Annotated in this window: 14 protein-coding genes; 8 read left to right on the top strand and 6 right to left on the bottom strand. The window is 61.7% G+C overall.

All coding sequences use genetic code 11. The features are described 5' to 3' along the window. Positions 1 to 236: 236 nt before the first annotated feature. Both purL and B9Z34_RS01675 read left to right on the top strand, forming a co-directional pair. Positions 237 to 4,223, top strand: a complete 3,987-nt coding sequence (purL, locus tag B9Z34_RS01680; RefSeq protein WP_108426366.1) for a phosphoribosylformylglycinamidine synthase — start codon at positions 237 to 239, stop codon at positions 4,221 to 4,223. Between the two features lie 12 nt (positions 4,224 to 4,235). Then, the gene (locus B9Z34_RS01675; protein ID WP_108426365.1) at positions 4,236 to 7,634 is read left to right on the top strand and encodes a DEAD/DEAH box helicase; all 3,399 of its coding nucleotides are present in this window, start codon (positions 4,236 to 4,238) and stop codon (positions 7,632 to 7,634) included. A 4-nt stretch (positions 7,635 to 7,638) separates the two neighbouring features. Here B9Z34_RS01675 and B9Z34_RS01670 read toward each other — a convergent pair whose 3' ends face one another. The 6 genes from B9Z34_RS01670 to B9Z34_RS01645 all read right to left on the bottom strand — a co-directional run bounded on the left by B9Z34_RS01670 (position 7,639) and on the right by B9Z34_RS01645 (position 13,492). Next, positions 7,639 to 9,609 (bottom strand): U32 family peptidase, encoded by a 1,971-nt coding sequence (locus tag B9Z34_RS01670; RefSeq protein ID WP_108426364.1) that lies wholly within the window; start codon positions 9,607 to 9,609, stop codon positions 7,639 to 7,641. Positions 9,610 to 9,811: 202 nt separating this feature from the next. Beyond that, the gene (locus B9Z34_RS01665) at positions 9,812 to 10,585 is read right to left on the bottom strand and encodes a peptidylprolyl isomerase (RefSeq protein WP_108426363.1); all 774 of its coding nucleotides are present in this window, start codon (positions 10,583 to 10,585) and stop codon (positions 9,812 to 9,814) included. 83 nt (positions 10,586 to 10,668) lie between these two features. Continuing rightward, positions 10,669 to 10,941, bottom strand: coding sequence for a BolA family transcriptional regulator (locus B9Z34_RS01660; protein ID WP_108426362.1), 273 nt, complete (start codon positions 10,939 to 10,941; stop codon positions 10,669 to 10,671). Then, positions 10,938 to 11,480, bottom strand: coding sequence for a septation protein A (locus B9Z34_RS01655; protein ID WP_108426361.1), 543 nt, complete (start codon positions 11,478 to 11,480; stop codon positions 10,938 to 10,940). Before B9Z34_RS01655 ends, B9Z34_RS01660 begins: the two co-directional genes overlap by 4 nt. 45 nt (positions 11,481 to 11,525) lie before the next feature. Further along, on the bottom strand, positions 11,526 to 11,933 hold the full coding sequence (gene msrB / locus B9Z34_RS01650) for a peptide-methionine (R)-S-oxide reductase MsrB (RefSeq protein ID WP_369907486.1): 408 nt from the start codon (positions 11,931 to 11,933) through the stop codon (positions 11,526 to 11,528). Next, on the bottom strand, positions 11,930 to 13,492 hold the full coding sequence (locus B9Z34_RS01645; RefSeq protein ID WP_108426359.1) for a YdiU family protein: 1,563 nt from the start codon (positions 13,490 to 13,492) through the stop codon (positions 11,930 to 11,932). Before B9Z34_RS01645 ends, msrB begins: the two co-directional genes overlap by 4 nt. A 130-nt stretch (positions 13,493 to 13,622) precedes the next feature. Between B9Z34_RS01645 and B9Z34_RS01640 the strand changes: the two genes are divergently transcribed. From B9Z34_RS01640 to B9Z34_RS01615, 6 genes are all read left to right on the top strand, one after another. Then, positions 13,623 to 15,251, top strand: coding sequence for a 3-(methylthio)propionyl-CoA ligase (locus B9Z34_RS01640; RefSeq protein ID WP_108426358.1), 1,629 nt, complete (start codon positions 13,623 to 13,625; stop codon positions 15,249 to 15,251). A 125-nt stretch (positions 15,252 to 15,376) separates the two neighbouring features. Further along, the gene (locus B9Z34_RS01635; RefSeq protein ID WP_108426356.1) at positions 15,377 to 16,609 is read left to right on the top strand and encodes a branched-chain amino acid ABC transporter substrate-binding protein; all 1,233 of its coding nucleotides are present in this window, start codon (positions 15,377 to 15,379) and stop codon (positions 16,607 to 16,609) included. Positions 16,610 to 16,811: 202 nt separating this feature from the next. After that, the gene (locus B9Z34_RS01630; RefSeq protein ID WP_108426354.1) at positions 16,812 to 17,846 is read left to right on the top strand and encodes a branched-chain amino acid ABC transporter permease; all 1,035 of its coding nucleotides are present in this window, start codon (positions 16,812 to 16,814) and stop codon (positions 17,844 to 17,846) included. 3 nt (positions 17,847 to 17,849) lie between these two features. Next, positions 17,850 to 19,142, top strand: a complete 1,293-nt coding sequence (locus B9Z34_RS01625) for a branched-chain amino acid ABC transporter permease (RefSeq protein WP_108426352.1) — start codon at positions 17,850 to 17,852, stop codon at positions 19,140 to 19,142. Further along, positions 19,139 to 19,912 (top strand): ABC transporter ATP-binding protein, encoded by a 774-nt coding sequence (locus tag B9Z34_RS01620; protein ID WP_108426350.1) that lies wholly within the window; start codon positions 19,139 to 19,141, stop codon positions 19,910 to 19,912. Before B9Z34_RS01625 ends, B9Z34_RS01620 begins: the two co-directional genes overlap by 4 nt. Next, positions 19,912 to 20,607 (top strand): ABC transporter ATP-binding protein, encoded by a 696-nt coding sequence (locus B9Z34_RS01615; RefSeq protein WP_108426852.1) that lies wholly within the window; start codon positions 19,912 to 19,914, stop codon positions 20,605 to 20,607. The genes B9Z34_RS01620 and B9Z34_RS01615 overlap by 1 nt, the downstream gene beginning before the upstream one ends. Positions 20,608 to 20,683 lie beyond the last annotated feature (76 nt).

The following is a 20,683-nucleotide window of genomic DNA, read 5'->3' as shown; positions in this document are numbered from 1 at the left end:
CCGTTTTGTTTGGTATGCCGTGCTGCTTGGGTGGCACGGCATCGCTGTTTTGGGAGGTCGACAGGCCACTGTGCAGCACCAAACCGACGCTTTTTCCCTGCAGAATAAGACAGGTCTCTGATCTGTCCATCTGCCCGTCCAATCAGGGTTTCCCCGGCTAAAATACTGCCTTTGCCGACCAGCCCCAGTCAGCGGCCTCGGCGCTACGGTTTTCCGTCTCTTTACAAGGCCACCCCGTGTCCCTGCACATCACGACTTTCGAAGGCGCCAGCGCCCTCAGCGACTTCCGCATGGCCCAGCTTTTGCCCCGCCTGGCCACCGTTTCACCTCAAATCCACGGCATTTCTGCCCGTTTTGTCCACCTGGTGGCCACCACGACGCCGTTGCAGGATGCCCAGAAAAAAACGCTTTCAGCCCTGCTGACCTACGGCGAGCCCTATGCCGGACCCACCGATGGCCCGGTGATCGTGGTCAGCCCGCGCATCGGCACGGTCTCGCCCTGGGCGTCCAAGGCCACCGACATTGCCCACAACTGCGGTTTTGAGGTGCGCCGCGTGGAGCGCCTGACCGAATACCGCTTGACCCTGAAATCCGGCCTGCTCGGCACCGCCAAGTTGACGGCTGATCAGTTGGGCCAGGTCGCTGCACTGCTGCACGACCGCATGACCGAGTCGGCCATGCCCAGTCGCGATGAGGCAGCGGCCTTGTTCACCGCCTTGGACCCTGCGCCCATGGAGCATGTGGACGTGCTGGGCGGTGGTCGCGCTGCGCTGGAAGCCGCCAACAAGGCTTGGGGTCTGGCGCTGGCCGAAGACGAGATCGAGTATTTGGTCAATGCCTTCAAAGGCTTGAAGCGCAACCCCACCGATGTGGAGTTGATGATGTTCGCTCAGGCGAACAGCGAGCATTGCCGCCACAAGATTTTCAACGCCGAGTTCACCATCGATGGCGTGGCCCAGCCCAAGAGCCTGTTCGGCATGATCCGCAACACCCACCAGCTGAGTCCCCAGCACACGGTGGTGGCCTATTCCGACAACGCCTCGGTGATGGAAGGCCACCAGATTGAACGCTTTGTGGCCAGAACTTCAGGGCAGGGCGCGGCTTACCAAGCCGAACAGGCTTTGCACCATGTGCTGATGAAGGTCGAGACCCACAACCACCCGACCGCGATTTCGCCGTTTCCCGGCGCATCGACCGGTGCGGGCGGCGAGATCCGCGACGAAGGCGCGACCGGTCGCGGCTCCAAGCCCAAGGCAGGCCTGAGCGGTTTCACCGTCTCCAAGCTCTGGGGCGGCCTGAGCGACCAGCCGGGCGGCAAGCCCGAGCACATTGCCAGCCCCTTGCAGATCATGACCGAAGGCCCTTTGGGGGGCGCGGCCTTCAACAACGAGTTTGGCCGCCCCAACCTGACAGGGTATTTCCGCGAGTACGAACAAACCGTGGACGGCGTGGTGCGCGGTTACCACAAGCCCATCATGATCGCGGGCGGTCTGGGCCAGATCGATGCCATCCAGACGAAAAAGATCGAATTCCCGGCGGGCACGCTGCTGATCCAGCTGGGCGGACCGGGCATGCGCATCGGCATGGGCGGTGGTGCGGCCAGCTCCATGGCCACGGGCACCAACGCGGCAGAACTCGACTTTGACTCGGTGCAGCGCGGCAATCCCGAGATCGAGCGCCGTGCGCAAGAGGTCATCAACCACTGCTGGGCGCAGGGCGCGGGCAACCCCATCCTCGCCATCCACGACGTGGGCGCGGGCGGTTTGTCCAACGCCTTCCCCGAGCTGACCAACGACGCGGGTCGCGGTGCGCGGTTTGACTTGCGCGCCGTGCCGCTCGAAGAGTCGGGCCTGGCCCCCAAGGAAATCTGGTCCAACGAAAGCCAGGAACGCTATGTGATGGCCATCGCACCTGAGTCTTTGGAACAGTTCAAAGCCTTTTGCGACCGCGAGCGCTGCCCGTTTGCGGTGGTGGGCGTGGCGACCGAAGAACGCCAGCTGGTGCTGGAAGACAAAGGCCAGGAATCGCCCGTGGACATGCCCATGGACGTGCTGCTGGGCAAGCCGCCCAAGATGCACCGCGATGTGAAGACGGTGGTGCGTCAGTCGCCTGCGATGGACCTCACAGGTGTCAGCTTGCAAAAAGCCGTGATCGATGTGCTGAGCCACCCCACCGTGGCGTCTAAGCGTTTCCTCATCACCATCGGCGACCGCGCCGTGGGGGGCCTCACGCACCGTGACCAGATGGTCGGCCCCTGGCAAGTGCCCGTGGCCGATGTGGCCGTGACCCTGGCCGACTACGCAGGCTTTGCGGGCGAAGCCATGAGCATGGGCGAGCGCACGCCGCTGGCCTCGCTCAATGCCGCAGCATCGGGCCGCATGGCCGTGGCCGAAGCCATCACCAATTTGCTGGCCGCGCCCATCGAGCTGCCCCGCGTCAAGATGTCCGCCAACTGGATGGCCGCCTGTGGCGAGCCGGGCGAAGACGCCGCTTTGTACGAAACCGTCAAGGCCGTGGGCATGGAACTGTGCCCGGCGCTCGACATCTCGATCCCGGTGGGCAAGGACAGCCTGTCGATGCGCACGCAATGGAACGACAAGGGAGAGACCCGCAAGGTGACTTCGCCCGTGAGCCTGATCATCACCGCCTTTGCCAGTCTGCCCGATGTGCGCGGCACGCTCACGCCGCAGCTGAACGCGCAAGACACTGACACCAGCTTGCTGCTGATCGACCTGGGTCAAGGTCGCAACCGCATGGGCGGTAGCGTGCTGGGCCAGGTGCTGGGCCAGTTTGGCGACAGCGTGCCCGACCTGGAAGACCCGCAAGCGCTGGTCAATCTGGTCAAGGCCATCAATACCTTACGCGCCCAAGGCCAGGTCCTGGCCTACCACGACCGTAGCGATGGCGGCTTGCTCGCCGCTGTGGCCGAAATGGCCTTTGCAGGCCATGTGGGCGTGGCCCTGAATGTGGACATGCTGGTCACCGAGGGTGACGGCATCACCGACAGCCGCGCCGACCATGGCGACGCCAAAAACTGGGCAGGCCAGGTCAGCGCCCGCCGCGAAGAGCTCACGCTCAAGGCCTTGTTCAACGAAGAGCTGGGCGTGGTGCTGCAGGTGCGCACGGCCGAGCGCAACGCGGTGCTGCAGACCCTGCGCGAGCACGGCCTGTCCAAGCACACGCACGTCATTGGCAAAACCCGCCCCGTGCAATCGACCATCCAGAAAGGCGTGGGCGAACTCAGCATCTGGCGCGACACCAAAGAGGTGTTTGCCGCCAAGCTGGAAGACCTGCACCAGGTCTGGGACAGCGTGAGCTGGAAGATTTGCCAGCAGCGCGACAACCCCGCCTGCGCCGACGCCGAGCACGCTGCTGCGGGCCTGGCCTCCGACCCCGGCATGTATGTGGCGCTGAGCTTTGACCCGGCCGAGAATGTGGCCGCGCCGTTCCTGAACCTGTCGCGCCCCAAAGTGGCGATCCTGCGCGAGCAGGGCGTCAACTCGCATGTGGAAATGGCCTACGCCTTCCACAAAGCGGGTTTCGAGTCCCACGACGTGCACATGACCGACCTGCAATCGGGCCGTGCCAACTTGGCCGACTTCCAGGGTCTGGTCGCTTGCGGCGGTTTCAGCTACGGCGACACGCTGGGTGCAGGCATTGGCTGGGCACGCAGCATCACTTTCAACCCGGCTTTGGCCGAGCAGTTCAAGGGCTTCTTTGGCCGCACTGACACCTTTGGTCTGGGCGTGTGCAACGGCTGCCAGATGTTTGCAGAACTGGCTGACATCATCCCGGGTGCGCAAGATTGGCCGCGCTTCACCACCAACCAGAGCGAGCGCTTCGAAGCCCGACTGTCCATGGTCGAGGTGCTGGAGTCACCCAGCCTGTTCCTGCAAGGCATGGCGGGCAGCCGCCTGCCGATTGCCGTGGCGCACGGCGAAGGCTTTGCCAACTTCAAGCACCGGGGCAACGCCGCACAGGCCATTGCCGCGATGCGCTTTGTGGACAACCACGGCCAGGCCACCGAGCAGTACCCCTTCAACCCCAACGGCAGCGCGGGGGGGCTCACGGCCGTGACCACGTTGGATGGCCGCTTTACGGCCATGATGCCGCACCCCGAGCGCGTGTTCCGCAATGTGCAGATGAGCTGGACCAGCGGTGACATCAACGCCACCAGCCCTTGGCTGCGCGTGTGGCAAAACGCCCGCAAGTGGGTGGGCTGAGGCCGTGAACGCATGAAGTCTGACCTGCCAAGGCAGTGGTTTCCCCCTTCGCAACTGGCTTTTTACTTTGACCAGGGGGCTTGGTCGCGGGGCACCACGCTGTATCTGCAAAACAAGGTGCTTTCGTCCCAGCTCTCGCCTGATGGCGAAGGCTGGCGTTTGCAAGGCCAGGTGGAAGGCAGTGAGCCGCGTCCCTACACCGTGAATGCCGAGCTGCGTGTGAGCCCGGGCGGCAACCTGAGCGAGTGGCGCAGCGGCTGCACCTGCCCCGTCGGGCGTTATTGCAAACACGGTGCAGCTCTGGGCATTTTGGCGTCCATGCAAGGCCTGGCTTTACTGGACGAATGGGGTAGCGAGGGGCCCTCAGCCGAGGTGATCGAGCGCCGCAGCCAGATGGAAAAAGAGCGGGCCTTGAGCCACGCCGAATACCAGGCCCGTGAATGGCTGACCCGGCTGGAAAACGCCAACCGCCCCAAGCTGGTGGCCATGCCGGGTTCTACGCAGGACCAGTTTGTCTACCTGCTGTCGGTGGCCTATTTGGGTCACAAGCCGCTGTTTCAGCTGAGCGTCAAACGGGCTGCTCAAAAGCGCAACGGCGAGTGGGGCAAGCCCAAGAAAATCAGCCACGAGCCCTCGCCGCACGACCCGATTTGGGGCAACAGCACTTCGCTGGACCGCGACATTTTTGACCTGATGAAAGCCTGTCCGGCGGCCAACAGCTTCAGCTCTTACGGGTTCCAGGGTGAGGTCAAATTGCACGGCATGCCCGGTCAGTTGTTGCTCCAGCTGTGCAGCCAGACGGGCCGCCTGGTGTCGGCCGAAGGCGCGGTCAGTCTGCAGTGGAGCGAGGCCGCCGAAGCCTTGGTCGGTGCCTGGCAAGAAGTGCCAGCGCAAGACAATATGCCCGGCGGCTGGAAGCTGAGCATGCAGCCCCAGCGTGCAGGTGTGGTCTACGGCCTGAACGAGCCGCCTTTTTACATGGACACGGTGCAAGGCCACTGCGGTGCGCTCAACACGCAAGGCCTGAGCGCCAACGAGTTGCAGGTCATGTCCACCTCGCCCGTGCTGCCCGAAAGCGTGGTGTTCAAGTTCCAGAACCAGTTGCTCGAGCGCTTGGGGCCTGTGCCTTTGCCACCCGTGATCGCCAAAATGTCTGAAATCCGCGACGTCGAGGCCCGCGCCATGTTCGACATTGTCCCGGTGAATCCGGCTGACCGGGACCAATTCGGCCTGTTCATGGGCGAGCTGACTTTCGACTATGCAGGTCAACGTGGCTTCTGGACAGGGACCCAAAAGCGTGTCATGGCGGGTCATGGCCCACAGGCACGCATGCTGGTGCGTGACTTGCCCGGTGAGCTGCGGGCCTGGAACGCTTTGGACGCCTTGGGGATGGTCGCTTACGAAACCAACATCCTGGGCTTGCCGCCGCAGCAATCTCAGCAATGGCTGGCGTGGCTGGAAACCGATTTTGCGCCCTTGCGCCAAGCAGGCCTGGAGGTGCTTTTTGTTTCGGGCGATGTCAATTGGCTGCGCGAGGCGGACGATGTGCACATCGATCTGTCGGGCGACGCCGATGCACCCGAGACCTCGCCCTGGTTCGATTTGTCGCTGGGCATGGACATCGACGGCCAGCGCGTGAACATCCTGCCCTGGGTGCCCACCATCCTCTCGGCTTTGGCCCGCATCCAGGGGGGAACCGCCGAAGGCGAGACCGCCAGCCTGCCGCCGTTTTTGTACCTGCCCGACTTGCAAGGCGAAGGCTTTGTGAAGCTGCCCACCGCCAAAATTGCGCCTTGGCTGAACACCCTCATGGAGTTGGTGTCCGAGCGCGGGCGCGACTGGAGCGGCGACGAGCTGCGCCTGTCGCGTCTGGAGGCCTTGCGCACCGCCGCCTCCCTGGGCGAAGGCGTGACCTGGGCGGGTGCCCAAAGTCTGATGAACCTGGTCAAGCAAATGCATGGGCTCGACAGCCTGCCCGAGGTGCCCGCACCCGCCAGCTTGCAAGCCACTTTGCGGCCTTACCAGCAGCAGGGCCTGAATTGGCTGCAGTTTTTGCGCACGCACCAGCTGGCAGGTATCCTGGCCGACGACATGGGCTTGGGTAAAACCTTGCAGACCCTGGCGCACATCCTGACCGAAAAGGAAGCGGGTCGCCTGAGCCACCCGGCTTTGATCGTGGCCCCGGTGAGCTTGCTGGGCAACTGGCAGCGCGAAGCTACTCGTTTTTGCCCCAGCCTGCGCACCCACATCCACCATGGCCTGTCGCGGCATGAGGCGGCGCAGGACCTGAGGGGCTTTGACATCGTGCTCACGCCTTACTCCTTGCTGCACCGCGACCGTGAGTTGTGGCTCGATGCCCAGTGGCATCTGCTGGTGCTCGACGAGGCCCAAAACATCAAGAATGCCAACACCCACGCCGCGCAAACCGTGGGCGACATCCCGGCCACGCACCGCCTGTGCCTGTCGGGCACGCCCATGGAAAACCACCTGGGCGAGCTGTGGAGCCTGTTCCACTTTTTGATGCCCGGTTTTCTGGGCAGCCAAAAGCGCTTTGGCGAGCTGTTTCGCAACCCGATCGAGCGCCTGGGCAACAGCGACAAAATGGACCAGCTGCGCAAGCGCATCACGCCCTTCATGCTGCGCCGCACCAAGGACGTGGTCGCCAGCGAGTTGCCACCCAAAGTTGAAACCTTCATGCCCGTGCCCCTGCAGGGCAAGCAGGCGGACCTGTACGAAACCATCCGTTTGGGCATGGAAAAAACCGTGCGTGATGCCCTGAACGTGCAGGGTTTGGCCAAATCGCAAATCACCATTCTGGACGCGCTGCTCAAGCTGCGCCAGGTGTGTTGCGACCCGCGCCTGCTCAAACTGGGCTCGGCCAACCTGGTGCAGCAATCGGCCAAGCTGGAGCAACTGCTCGACATGCTGCCCGAGATGGTGGCCGAAGGGCGCAAGATTTTGTTGTTCTCGCAATTCACCCAAATGCTCAGCCTGATCGAGCAAGAGCTGCCGCGCCTGGGCATTCCCTGGGTCAAGCTCACGGGGCAGAGCAAAAACCGCGACAAGATCATCGATCGGTTCACCAACGGGCAAGTGCCCTTGTTCCTCATCAGCCTCAAAGCCGGAGGTGTGGGCCTGAACCTGCCGCAGGCCGACACCGTGATCCATTACGACCCGTGGTGGAACCCCGCTGTGGAAAACCAGGCCACCGACCGCGCGCACCGCATTGGCCAGACACAAAGTCTCTGGGTGCTCAAACTGGTGGCGCAAGGCACCATCGAAGAGCGCATGCTGGCCCTGCAAGAGCGCAAGGCCCAGCTGGCGCAAGACATGTATGCGGGGGCGGTGCAGCGCAAAGAGCCCTTGTTTGGCGAGTCTGACTTGAACGAGTTGTTCAAACCGCTAGGTTGATTGTTCAGTGCATGCCCACCACAGGCCGTGTCTTGTAAAACTGCACCGGGCTTTCGGGCACGGCATTGAGCACCGACTTTTTGATCTTGCCGACCACATGCATTTCGCAGGGTTTGCAGTCAAAGCGAAGGGTGAGTTTTTCCTTGCCGTTGATCAGCTGCATCGGCTCGGCTTTCACGGTGCCTTGCACGCCCGTCACGCCCTTGGCCTGCTTGGGGCACAGGCTCAGGGAAAAGCGCACGCAGTGTTTGGTGATCATCAGGCTCACTTCGCCCAATTCTTCTTGCGCCTCGTAGGCGGCGGCAATCACTTTCACGCCGTGTTTGGCATAGAAGTCGCGGGCTTTCTGGTTGAACACGTTGGCCAGATAAGTCAGGGTGTCTTCGGGGTAGGGTGCAGGCGGCTCCGCGGGCACGGCACGCGGTAGGCGGTGCAGGCCCTGGGCACGAGCGGTTTCCAGCGCAGCGACCGCGTCGCGGCGGAGTTGGTTGAGTTGTGAAGGCGGCACAAACCAGGGCCGGGGCAGGACGAGTTGCACGTCCAGCGGCTCGAACACGGTGTCGCCCAGCTTGCCCAAGGCGGCTTTGAGTTTTTCCTCGGCCTGGGCCGGGTCTTTGGGCGCTTGCCAGCCGATGGCCAACGCCGCTGAGCCGCTGTGACCCGCTTCGTCGGTCAGCGTCAGTTGCAGGCCCTTTTTGTTTTCAGTCAGCTGTATCCACACGCCCATGCGGCGCTCGGCCGATTTTTTGTCCAGCGTGCGCACCCAGCGCATGTCTCGGTTGCGGTTGACTTGCACGCCTTGGCGCAGGTCCTTGAAGCCGTCCATCGGGTCTTTGGGGAAAAGCCTCCACACCCCTTTGGCTTTGGCGGGCTCGGCGCGGTTGATCTGCAGGCCGATCAGTTCTTTTTGCAAGTCGTAGTAACACAGGCCGTCGCCGTTGTGCAGTTCGGTGGCCGGGTCGTCGGTGGTGATTTCAATGTGCTCGGCCGTGACCTTGCTGACCCAGCCAATGGGCTGACCAGGATTTTTGGGTGTGTCAAACGCGCCGATGTCTTCTTTGCGGCCCTGCACAAAGTAGTCGGTGAACTCGCGGTTGAAGTTCTGGTTCGGGTCCGGCTCGAAGCTGAAGGTGGTGCGGCCATGCGAAGCGGCCGCCAGTTCGGGGCGTTCGCTCAGCACCTCGTCGAACAGCTTGCGGTAATGCGCTGTGATGTTTTTGACATAGGCCATGTCCTTGTAGCGGCCTTCGATCTTGAAGCTGCGCACGCCCGCGTCTACCAGTGCGCGCAGGTTCTCGCTCTGGTTGTTGTCCTTCATGCTCAGCACATGCTTGTCGTGCGCCACGATGCGGCCTTGCGCATCCTTGACTTCGTAGGGCAGACGGCAGGCCTGCGAACAGTCGCCCCGGTTGGCGCTGCGCCCGGTGTGCGCGTGGCTGATGAAGCATTGGCCGCTGTAGGCCACGCACAAAGCGCCATGCACAAAAAACTCGATCACGGTGCGATCGGTGTCCACAGCATCCCGAATGGCGGCGATTTGCGGCAGCGTCAACTCGCGGGCCAGCACGATTTGGCTCAATCCGGCGTCTTGCAGGAACTTGGCTTTTTCGGGCGTGCGGATGTCGGTCTGGGTGCTGGCATGCAGCTGAATGGGCGGCATGTCGATTTCGAGCAAGCCCATGTCCTGGATGATCAGTGCATCGACACCTGCGTCATACAGCTGCCAGGCCAATTTTCGGGCACCTTCGAGCTCGTCATCGCGCAAGATGGTGTTGAGCGTGACAAAAATGCGGCTGTGAAAGCGGTGCGCATGCTGCACCAGCTTGGCGATGTCTTGCACCGAGTTGTCGGCCGTCGACCGTGCCCCAAAGGAGGGACCGCCAATGTAGACCGCGTCCGCGCCGTGGTTGATGGCTTCGATGCCAATGTCCAGGTTGCGGGCGGGGGCCAGGAGTTCGAGGTGGTGGGGCTGCATGGGCTGGGATTATCCCAGCTTGCGAAGCAAGCAACTCGGCAGGCCGCCAGCTCTGGGGCTGTGGGTGCTGGTTGGGGCGATGTGGCAAAGCGAAGCGCCTCTGAGCCCCGGCCAGTGCCCGCAGCCCCAGAGCGTTGCATGCACAGGCGAGACATTAAAAAACGCGACCGAAGTCGCGTTTTTCAAAGGCGCACAGCGCAGATCACTGGATCTTGGCTTTGCTGCGCAGACCTTCCTGGTAGGTACTGAGCTTTTGCTGTTGCAGCTGCTGGGAAATCTGTGGTTTGACTTCTTCCAGCTTGGGCAGCTGGGCTTCACGCACATCGTCCACGCGGATGATGTGGTAGCCGAACTGGCTCTTGACAGGGGTGTCGGTCATCTGGCCTTTGTCCAGTTTGACCATGGCCCCGGAAAACTCGGGCACATAGCTGCCTGCGGCGGCCCAGTCCAGGTCGCCACCGTTGGCACCGGAGCCTGGGTCTTTGGAGGCCTTCTTGGCCAGGTCTTCAAACTTGGCACCTTTCTTGATGTCGGCGATCAAGGCCTTGGCCTCGTCTTCCTTTTCCACCAGGATGTGGCGCGCGCGGTATTCCTTGCCACCGTTGGCCGCCACGAATTTGTCGTACTCGGCCTGGATCTCGGCGTCGGTCACGGGGTTCTTCTTCTGGTGATCGGCAAACAGCTGACGGATCAGGATGGTCTGGCGTGCCAGTTCGATCTGATTCTTGTACTCGTCGGTGGCGTCCAGGCCGCGCTTTTTGGCCTCTTGCATGAAGATTTCGCGGGCGATCAACTCTTCCTTGATCTGAGCCAGCACTTCGGGTGTCACAGGGCGACCCGAGGCTTCGATTTGTTGTTGCAAGGCTTTGACGCGCGAAGACGGCACGGGCTTGCCGTTGACCACGGCCAGGTTTTGCGCCAGGGCGGGAACCGCCAGCAAGGCCACCAGGGCGGCGCTGAGCATTTGCTTTTTCATCGTGTTTTCCTCAATGACTCGGTGTCAAATATGAATAGAAGGGTTCAAAAAAAGGGGCTGCCACCAATGGGTGACGGCCCGGTTCAGATCAGCTCGATGGCCAAGGCATGCAAGCCTTGGTCAATGAAATCTTGCAGCGCATCATACACAAGGCGATGGCGTTGAACGCGGCTGATGCCTGTAAACAAAGGTGAAGCAATGCACACACGCATGTGGGTGCCTTCGCCGCTGTCGTTGGCACCCACATGTCCAGCGTGCGCTGCGCTCTCGTCGATGACGCGCAACTCGGTGGGTTGCAGGCGTTCGGTCAGCCGGGCATGGATTTGCGCGCTCAGGGGGAGGGTGGCGGTGCTCATTTCTGGCCTCCTTCGTCCTTGGGCAAATAGCGCGAGATGTACAGGCCTTGGCCCAGAATGAACACCACCGGGAACACATACCCCCAGAGCTTGAAGTTCACCCAGTCTTCGGTGCTGAAGTAATGCGCCACGTAAGCATTGATGCCCGCCATGAACAGGCAATACAGCATCCACGACAGGTTCAACCGGTTCCACACGGCGTGCGGCAGCTGCAGTTGCGTGCCCAGCAGCATGTGCAAAAAGTTCTTTTTCAAAAACCAGTGCGCCACGGCCAGGGCCATCGCCAGGCCCGAGTACAGCAAGGTGGGTTTCCACTTGATGAAGCGCTCGTCGTGCAGGCTCAAGGTGAGGGCGCCAAAGCCCAACACCAGGACCAGCGTGATTTTGTGCATGGTCTGCAGCTTGCCGTCCATCTTGTAAATGATGGCGGTTTGCAGCACGGTTGCGCCCATCAGCACCGCCGTGGCGGTGTAGATGTCGGCCATCTTGTACGCGCCAAAAAACAGCAGGATGGGGAAAAAGTCAAGGATGAATTTCATGAAATGGGGGCGTTGGCGACGCACAGCGTGCGCCGCTGGGGTCGGTCAGGAAGGCTCGAAGTCTAACGAAGCCGAGTTCATGCAGTAGCGCAGGCCCGTGGGGGCCGGGCCGTCTTCGAACACATGGCCCAGGTGCGCGCCGCACTGGGCGCACACCGTCTCCACCCGGCGCATGCCGTGGCTCAAGTCCACGCGCTCTTCGATGGCCCATTCGGAAGCTGCCTGGTAAAAGCTCGGCCAGCCGCAGCCTGCGTCAAACTTGGTGTCCGACTTGAACAGCTCGGCGTCGCAGCAGATGCAGCGGTAAATGCCGCTGGACCAATGACCCTCGTATTTGCCGGTGAAGGGCCGCTCGGTGGCCGCTTGGCGGGTGACGGCATAGGCCACAGGCTCGGCGCCTTTGGCGGCCAGCAGCTCGCGCCACTCTTGTTCGGTTTTGGTGATCTGGCTCATGATGAACAGCTGATTTCCAGTTGACCCGCCCAGTCGGGCGGCAAGTCGGCATAGGCCTCAAAGCCCGGGTGCTCGTCGAAAGGCGACTTTAACAAGGTGTGCAGGGTGTTGATTTCCGAGAAGTCGTCCGCTTGGGCCTGGCGAATGGCGATCTCGGCCAGGTGGTTGCGCAGCACAAACTTGGGGTTGGTGCGCAGCATCTGCTGGCCCATGGCCGCAAAGTGGGCGTGGCCAGCGCGGGCGGTGTAGCGTTCGAGGCAGGCCAGCAGGCGAGGGCGATCCAGCACCAGGTCGGTCACCGCGCTCCAGCCCGCATCGGTCAGCGTGGTGGCTTGCGACTGCTGCACCACCGCTTGGCTCAGTTGCCGCCAAAACAGGGTGAAGTCCACTTTTTCGGCCGCCATGAGCTGCATCACGTCTTCGACCAGCGTCCAGTCGGCTTCGCGCTCGGATTCGGGCGCCAGTGTCCCCGTCAGGCCCAGTTTGGCCCGCATGGCGTCGCCCAGGTAGCGGGGGAACAAAGTCTTGTAGCCCTCGAGCACCTGCAGCGTCATATCGTGGTCATCGATCAAAGGGGCCAGCGCCTGCGCCAGGCAGTACAAATTCCAGTACGCCACGTTCGGCTGGCGTCCATAGGCATAACGCCCCTGGGGGTCCGAGTGGTTGCAGATGTGGCCGGGGTCAAAGCCGTCCATGAACTGGAAGGGGCCGTAGTCGATGGTCAGTCCCAAGAGGCTCATGTTGTCGGTGTTCATCACGCCGTGACAAAAGCCCACAGCCTGCCATCGCGCCAACAATTTGGCGGTGCGCTCCTGCACTTCGTCGAGCAAAGCCGCGTAAACATTGCCCTGCCACCGCTCGGCCCGCTCCTTGCACTCGGGCATGTGGTGGGCGATGGCATGGTCGGCCAGGGTGCGCAGGCTGTCGGTGTCGCCCTGAGCCGAAAAATGTTCGAAGTGCCCAAAGCGTAAAAAGCTCGGGGCCACCCGCGCCACAACGGCGGCGCTCTCTAAGGTTTCGCGCCGCACCGGCTCGGGCGATGCCACCAGGCACAGCGCCCGGGTGGTGGGTATGCCCAGGCCGTGCATGGCCTCGCTGCACAAATACTCGCGGATGCTCGATCGCAGCACGGCCCGGCCATCGCCGCCGCGCGAGTAGGGCGTGCGGCCTGCACCTTTGAGCTGGATTTCCTGCGGACCCAGTTGAGACGCGGCTTCGCCCAGCCAGATGGCCCGCCCGTCGCCCAGCTGCCCGGCCCATTGCCCGAATTGGTGCCCGCTGTAGACCGTGGCCAGCGGCTGGGAGCCGACCATGAGTGCGTTGCCCGCAAAGGCTTGCAGGTGGTCGTCGTCAAACAGCTCGGCGGGCCAGCCCAGTTCGGTGCGCAAGGCCTCGTTGCGGGCGGCCCAGCGCGGCGCGGCCACGGGGGTGGGCTGCAGCGGTGTGAAAAAACGGGGCCCCAGTTGGGTCAGGCGGTGGGTCCAGTCCAGCACGGGCAAATCGTGGGGTGGATTTGCGTGGTGAGGGCAGGCATGGGTTTCCAAAGGGGCAGATGACATGAACAGATTGTCACGCCCTTGACAAGCACCCGGGTAATTGCGGGTTTTATGACGGGTTTTCAGGCCGGACGGTGTCCCACTCGGGTGCACAATGATTCGTTCAAGAACAACCCCTCTGACAGGAGAACCCATGCTGGGACTGATGCAACAGCAATCGCTGCTGATTTCTTCACTGATCGACTTTGCCGAGAAACACCATGGCGACAGCGAGATCGTCTCGCGCCGCGTGGAGGGCGACATCCACCGCTACGCTTGGGCCGACGTGGCCCGTCGCTCGCGCCAGGTGGCCAACGCGCTGGATGCGCAAAAAATGCCGCAAGGCGCCCGCATCGCCACGCTGGCCTGGAACGGTTACCGCCACCTGGAACTGTACTTCGGCGTGAGCGGCTCGGGCCGTGTGCTGCACACCATCAACCCGCGCCTGCACCCCGAGCAGATGGCCTGGATCGCCAACCACGCCGAAGACCAGGTCCTGTGCTTTGACATGACCTTTTTGCCCCTGGTGCAGGCCCTGCACGCGCATTGCAAGACCGTGACCCAGTACGTGGCGCTGTGCGACGCGGACAAACTGCCCGAGGGCACCGGTATCCCCAATTTGGTGAGCTACGAGGCCTGGATGGGCCAGCAGCCCAGCACCTACAGCTGGCCCCAGCTCGATGAAAACACCGCCTGCAGCCTCTGCTACACCAGTGGCACCACCGGTAACCCCAAGGGCGCTCTGTACAGCCACCGCTCCACCGTGCTGCACGCTTACGCCGCCGCCTTGCCCGACTCGATGTGCATCTCGGCGCGTGACGCGATCCTGCCCGTGGTGCCCATGTTCCACGTCAACGCCTGGGGCATCCCCTACAGTGCGGCCATGGCGGGTGCCAAATTGGTGTTCCCCGGTCCGGCGCTCGACGGCAAATCGGTGTACGAGCTGATCGAAGCCGAAGGCGTGACCTTTGCCGCGGGTGTGCCCACCGTGTGGCAAATGCTGCTGGGCCACATGAAGCCTGCAGGCCTGAAATTCAGCACCTTGAACCGCACCGTGATCGGCGGCTCGGCCTGCCCGCCCGCCATGATCGATGCCTTCCGCCAGGACTACAACGTGGACGTGCTGCACGCCTGGGGCATGACCGAGCTCAGCCCGCTGGGTACGGTCTGCACCCTGAAAAACAAGCACCTGCGCCTGCCTGCCGAGCAGCAGATGAAGCTGCGCATGAAGCAAGGCCGCTGCATCTTCGGCATCGACATGAAGATCGTGGACGCCGAAGGCCGTGCTTTGCCACACGACGGCAAGGCTGCTGGCGACCTGCTGGTCAAAGGCCCTTGGGTGATCGCTTCCTATTTCAAGCAGGAAGGCGGCAACCCGCTGGTGGACGGCTGGTTCCCCACGGGCGATGTGGCCACGATTGACGCCGATGGCTTCATGCAGATCACCGACCGCAGCAAGGACGTCATCAAATCCGGCGGCGAATGGATCAGTTCAATCGACGTGGAAAACATCGCCATGGCGCACCCGGCGGTGGCCATGGCCGCTTGCATCGGCATGCGCCACCCCAAATGGGACGAGCGTCCGATTGTGTGCGTGGTCAAAAAGCCCGGCGCAGAAGTCAGCCGCGAAGAGTTGATTGCTTTCTATGAAGGCAAGACCGCCAAGTGGCAGATCCCGGACGATGTGGTCTTTGTCGATGCCATCCCTTTGGGTGGCACCGGCAAGATGCTCAAGACCCGTTTGCGCGAGCAACTGGCCGACTACAAGCTGCCCGGCCTTTGATGCGCATCAAGCCCGCGCGCATTCAAGTCGCGCGGGTGATATGCCTTAGGGGCAAACCCCGAGCCTTTTCAGCCCCACAGCGGTTACGCTGAACTTGTTCTGATTCACAACGCAGGAGACCTTGAATGAAAACCACCACCCGTTTGATCGCCGCCGCCGCTTTGGCCGCTTGCTCCCTTGGCGCTTATGCGCAAAAGGGCGAAACCGTCAAAATTGCCTGGATCGATCCCTTGTCCGGTTTGATGGCCCCTGTGGGCAGCAACCAGCTCAAGAGCTTCCAGTTCTTTGCTGAAAAGTTCAGCAAGACCAACCCGGCGGGTGTCAAGTTCGAGGTGATTGGCATTGACAACAAGTTGAGCCCGGCAGAAAGCCTGAACGCGCTCAAGGCCGCGATGGACCAGGGCGTGCGCTACATTACCCAAGGCAACGGTTCGTCGGTGGCGGGTGCCCTGATCGAAGCCGTGAACAAGCACAACGAGCGCAACCCCGGCAAGGAAATCATCTTCCTGAACCACTCGGCCGTGGACCCCGACTTCACCAACAGCAAGTGCAGCTACTGGCACTTCCGCTTTGATGCCGACACCTCGATGAAGATCGAGGCCATGACCACCTTCATGAAAGACGACAAGGACATCAAGAAGGTCTACCTGTTCAACCAGAACTACTCTCATGGCCACCAGGTCGCCAAGTTCGCCAAGGAAAACCTGGCCCGCAAGCGCCCCGACGTGCAAATCGTGGGTGAAGACCTGCACCCCTTGGCGCAAGTGCGTGACTTCTCGCCCTACATCGCCAAGATCAAGGCCTCGGGCGCCGACACCGTGATCACCGGCAACTGGGGTTCTGACCTGGCGCTGCTGGTCAAGGCGGCCAACGAAGGCGGCTACAACGGCAAGTTCTACACCTACTACACGGGTGTGACGGGCACGCCCACGGCCTTGGGTCAGGGCGGTGCAGGCCGCGTTTACCAGATTTCGTACAACCACTACAACATGGGTGGCGAGATGGGCAAGTGGATGGCGGAGTTCAAGACCAAGTTCAACGACGACTTCTACACGGGCTCGGTGATCTCGATTTACAGCGCCCTAGGTGAAGCCATGGCCAAGGCCAAGTCGACCGATCCGGTCAAGGTGGCGGCCGCCATGTCGGGCCTGAAGTTCAAGAGCTACCACGGCGATGTGGAAATCCGCAAGGCCGACCACCAGCTGCAGCAGCCGCTGTGGATGACCGTCTGGCAGAAAGCCGACAAGAAATACCCCTACAGCCCCGAGAACACGGGCATGACGCTGGCCCCCGTCAAGGAGTTTCCTTCGTACGTGTCCAGCACACCCACCAGCTGCCAGATGAAGCGCCCCGGTTAACGGGCGACGATTGTCGGTCAGTCTTGCGCAGCGCGGGCCTATGGGCCTGAACTGCGCGAGCCGATAGGGTCCAGGCCCGATCAACGTCAGGTTCGTCGGGCTTTTTTATGGGCTTCAAGCTCTTGGTGTGTGGTTCGGTTTTGAGTTTTTAAAACCACTTTCGGTAACGCAGTTAGGCCAAAAAAGGCCTGGAAAGTTTCTTATGGAGTTTTTCATCATCTCCATGCTCAATGGCCTCAGTTACGGGCTGTTGCTCTTCATGCTCAGCTCCGGGCTGACGCTGATTTTCAGCATGATGGGCGTGCTCAATTTCGCGCACGCCAGCTTTTACATGATCGGGGCCTATTTCGGCTACACCCTGTCGGGCTGGATCGGTTTCTGGCCCGCCCTGATCGTGGCCCCCCTGTTGGTGGGTGCCTGCGGTGCGGTGTTCGAGCGCGTCACCTTGCGCAAGGTTCACCCCTTTGGCCATGTGCCCGAATTGCTGGTCACGTTTGGCCTGTCTTATGTGGTGCTCGAGCTGGTGCAACTGGTCTGGGGCCGCACGGCGGTGGAGTTTCCGCCGCCCGAAATTTTGCGCAGCTCGGCCTTCACCCTGATCAACCATTCGGTCAACGGCCTGAGCCTGGTCTGGGGTGCCGCTCCTGCCGAGATGTGCAGCGCCGCAGACGCCGCAGTGCGTGTGGTTTGCTCGCCATTTCCCGCAACCCGGGGCTTCATGATGCTGGTGGCTTTGCTGATGCTGGTGTCCTTGTGGTTGTTGCTCACCCGCACCCGCATTGGTCTGGTGATTCAGGCGGCCTTGACCCATCCCGAAATGGTGGAGTCCTTGGGCCACAATGTGCCGCGTGTGTTCATGCTGGTGTTTGGTGCGGGCACAGGCCTGGCCGGTTTGGCAGGCGTGATCGGCGGCAGCACTTTCGTGACGGAGCCCGCCATGGCAGCGACCGTGGGCTCGGTCATCTTCGTGGTCGTGGTGGTGGGCGGCATGGGCTCGCTGTCGGGGGCCTTCCTGGCTTCCTTGCTGATCGGTGTGATCCAGACCTTTGCCGTGGCCATTGACTACTCCTTCCTGACCTTGGCCAAAGACATGGGCTGGGCCTTGTCGGCCGCCACGCAGGAAAACTCTTTTGCCAAGCTCACGCTGTCACAGGTCGCGCCCATCTTGCCTTATCTGTTTTTGGTGCTGATCCTGATCTTCCGGCCCAAGGGTCTTTTGGGCACACGCGAGGGTTAAGACATGGCTGCTGTTTACAAATTCAAACCCTACAACGTTGCCCGCTGGGTCATCTGGAGCCTGTTTGCCTTGGTACTGGTCCTGGCCCCCTTGGTTTTCACCAGCAACCTGTCGGTGACCATGTTGGCGCAAATGGGCATCGCCATCATTGCCTGCCTGTCCTACAACATCCTGTTGGGGCAGGGCGGCATGCTGAGTTTTGGCCATGCTGTCTACACCGGGCTGGGCTCCTACATGGCCATTCATGCGCTGAACGCGGTCAGTGGCGGCAAGCTCAACATCCCCGTCAGCCTGCTGCCCATTGTGGGCGGTGTGGCGGGCATGGGCTTTGCCATTTTGCTCGGCTGGGTCACCACCCGCAAGTCGGGCACGCCATTTGCCATGATCACCCTGGGCGTGGCCGAGCTGGTGTTTGCCATGTCGCTCATGTTCTCGGAGTTTTTCGGGGGCGAGGCGGGCGTGTCGGGCAACCGTGTGGCGGGTGAAGCCTTCTTTGGCATCACCTACGGTCCGCAAATTCAGGTGTATTACCTGATTGCGGTCTACACCTTTGTGTGTGTGGCGCTCATGTACGCCTTCACTCAAACGCCGCTGGGCCGCATCCTGAATGCGGTGCGTGACAACCCCGAACGGGTCGAGTTCATCGGCTACAACACCCAGCGCGTGCGCTACATCGCTTTCATCATCGCGGGCTTTTTTGCCGGCATCGCGGGCGGTTTGGGCGCCCTCAACTTCGAGATCGTCACGGCCGAAGTGGTGGGAGCAGGGCGCTCGGGCGCTTATTTGCTGTTCACCTTCTTGGGGGGTGCCACCTTCTTCTTTGGCCCCATCATTGGCGCGATTTTGATGATCATCGCCTTTGTGCTGCTGTCGGAGCTTACCAAGGCCTGGTTGCTGTACCTGGGACTGGTTTTCCTGTTCATGGTCATGTATGCCCCGGGTGGCATCGCCAGCCTGATCATGATGAACCTGCGGGTGGCCAAATTCGGCAAGCTGCGTCAGATCTGGACCAGCTACCTGGGCCTGGGCCTCACCGCCATCGTCATGCTCGCGGGGGCCGGGGCCATGATCGAGATGGTCTACCACCTGCAGCTCAATTCGGCTTTGGGTGACACCGTCAAGTTCATGGGGGCTACGTTGAACGCCAAGAGCCTGGACAGCTGGTTCGGCTCGGCTTTTGTCATGCTCACGGGACTGGGTTTGTTCGAGCTCGCGCGTCGGCAGTTTGCCCGCGACTGGGGCGAGATCCAGACCGACATTGAAAAAGAAATCAAGCGCCGGGAGACCGCAGTATGAGTGCCTACGCTCTTGAACTCAAAGACGTCCGAAAGAACTTCGGCAAGACCGAAATCATCCGGGGCGTGAACCTGGCTGTGCAGGCCGGTGAACGGGTGGCGGTGATCGGCCCCAACGGCGCGGGCAAGTCCACGCTGTTCAACCTGATCAGCGGCCGCTTTGGCCCGACCAGCGGCGATATTTTGCTCAACGGCCAAGCCATTCAGCACAAAACGCCTTACGAGATCAACCGGATGGGGCTGTCGCGCAGCTTTCAGATCACCAACATCTTCCCCAAGCTGAGCGTGTTTGAAAATCTGCGCTGCGCCGTGCTCTGGAGCCTGGGCTACAAGTACACCTTCTTCAAGTTCCTTTCGGGGCTGAAAGACGCGAACGATCGCACGAACGAATTGCTCGAGATGATCCACCTGGATAAAAAGCGCGATGTGCTGGCCGTCAACTTGACCTATGCCGAGCAGCGCGCGCTGGAAATTGGCGTGACCATTGCGGGCGGCTCCGATGTCATTTTGCTGGACGAACCCACAGCCGGCATGAGCAAAAGCGAAACCTCGCGTTTCATCCAGCTCATCAAGGAGGTCACGGTGGGCAAAACCCTGCTCACGGTGGAGCACGACATGGGCGTGGTGTTCGGGCTGGCCGACAAAATCGCGGTGGTGGTGTACGGCGAAGTCATCGCCTTCGACACCCCCGACGCGGTGCGGGCCAATGCCAAGGTGCAGGAAGCCTATTTGGGCTCTCCGGTGGCGGACAGTCAGGCAGGAGGCCATTGATGCTGCAGATAGACAACCTTCACGCCTATTACGGCAAGAGCCATGTGCTGCATGGTGTGGGCTTCGAGGTCGGGCAGGGCGAAATTGTGGCGCTCCTCGGGCGCAACGGCTCGGGCCGCTCCACCACGGCCAAGGCCATCATGGGCTTGGTCGAGTGCCAGGGCCGCATTGACTGGAAAGGCCAGTCGATCCAGGGCAAAAAAGCCTATGAGATCGCTCACTTGGGGATCGGTTATGTGCCAGAAAACCGCGACATCTTCCCCAAGTTGACGGTGCACCAGAACCTGCAACTGGGCCAAAAGCGCAGCGGCCACAACGGTCGCTGGTCGTTTGACGACATGTACGCCATGTTCCCGCGCCTCAAAGAGCGCGAGCACACCGAGGCCGGGGTCCTGTCCGGTGGCGAACAGCAAATGCTCACGCTGTGCCGTACCTTGATGGGCGATCCGGACCTCATCATCATCGACGAGCCGACCGAGGGCCTGGCCCCCAAAATCGTGGAATTGGTGGGGCAATACCTGCAAAGCCTGAAATCACGGGGTGTCTCGGTCTTGCTGATCGAACAAAAGCTGACCATTGCCATGAGCATTTCGGACCGGGCTTTGGTCATGGGCCACGGTGCCATCGTGTTCCAGGGCACACCCGATGAGCTGCGCGCCAACAGCTACATCCGCAAGGAGTGGCTGGAGGTTTGATGGGTTTGGCCCACGTCTCTGTGGCGACAAAATTTTTGTAATCGGGCCGTTTTTTATGTCTACAATGCATAAAAAC

Origin of the sequence: Limnohabitans sp. Hippo3 (assembly GCF_003063665.1) — a bacterium.
In the GTDB taxonomy this organism is placed as follows: domain Bacteria; phylum Pseudomonadota; class Gammaproteobacteria; order Burkholderiales; family Burkholderiaceae_C; genus Limnohabitans_A.
The sequence above is the reverse complement of the archived record's forward strand: the minus strand, read 5'-3'. Positions and strand labels throughout refer to the sequence as shown.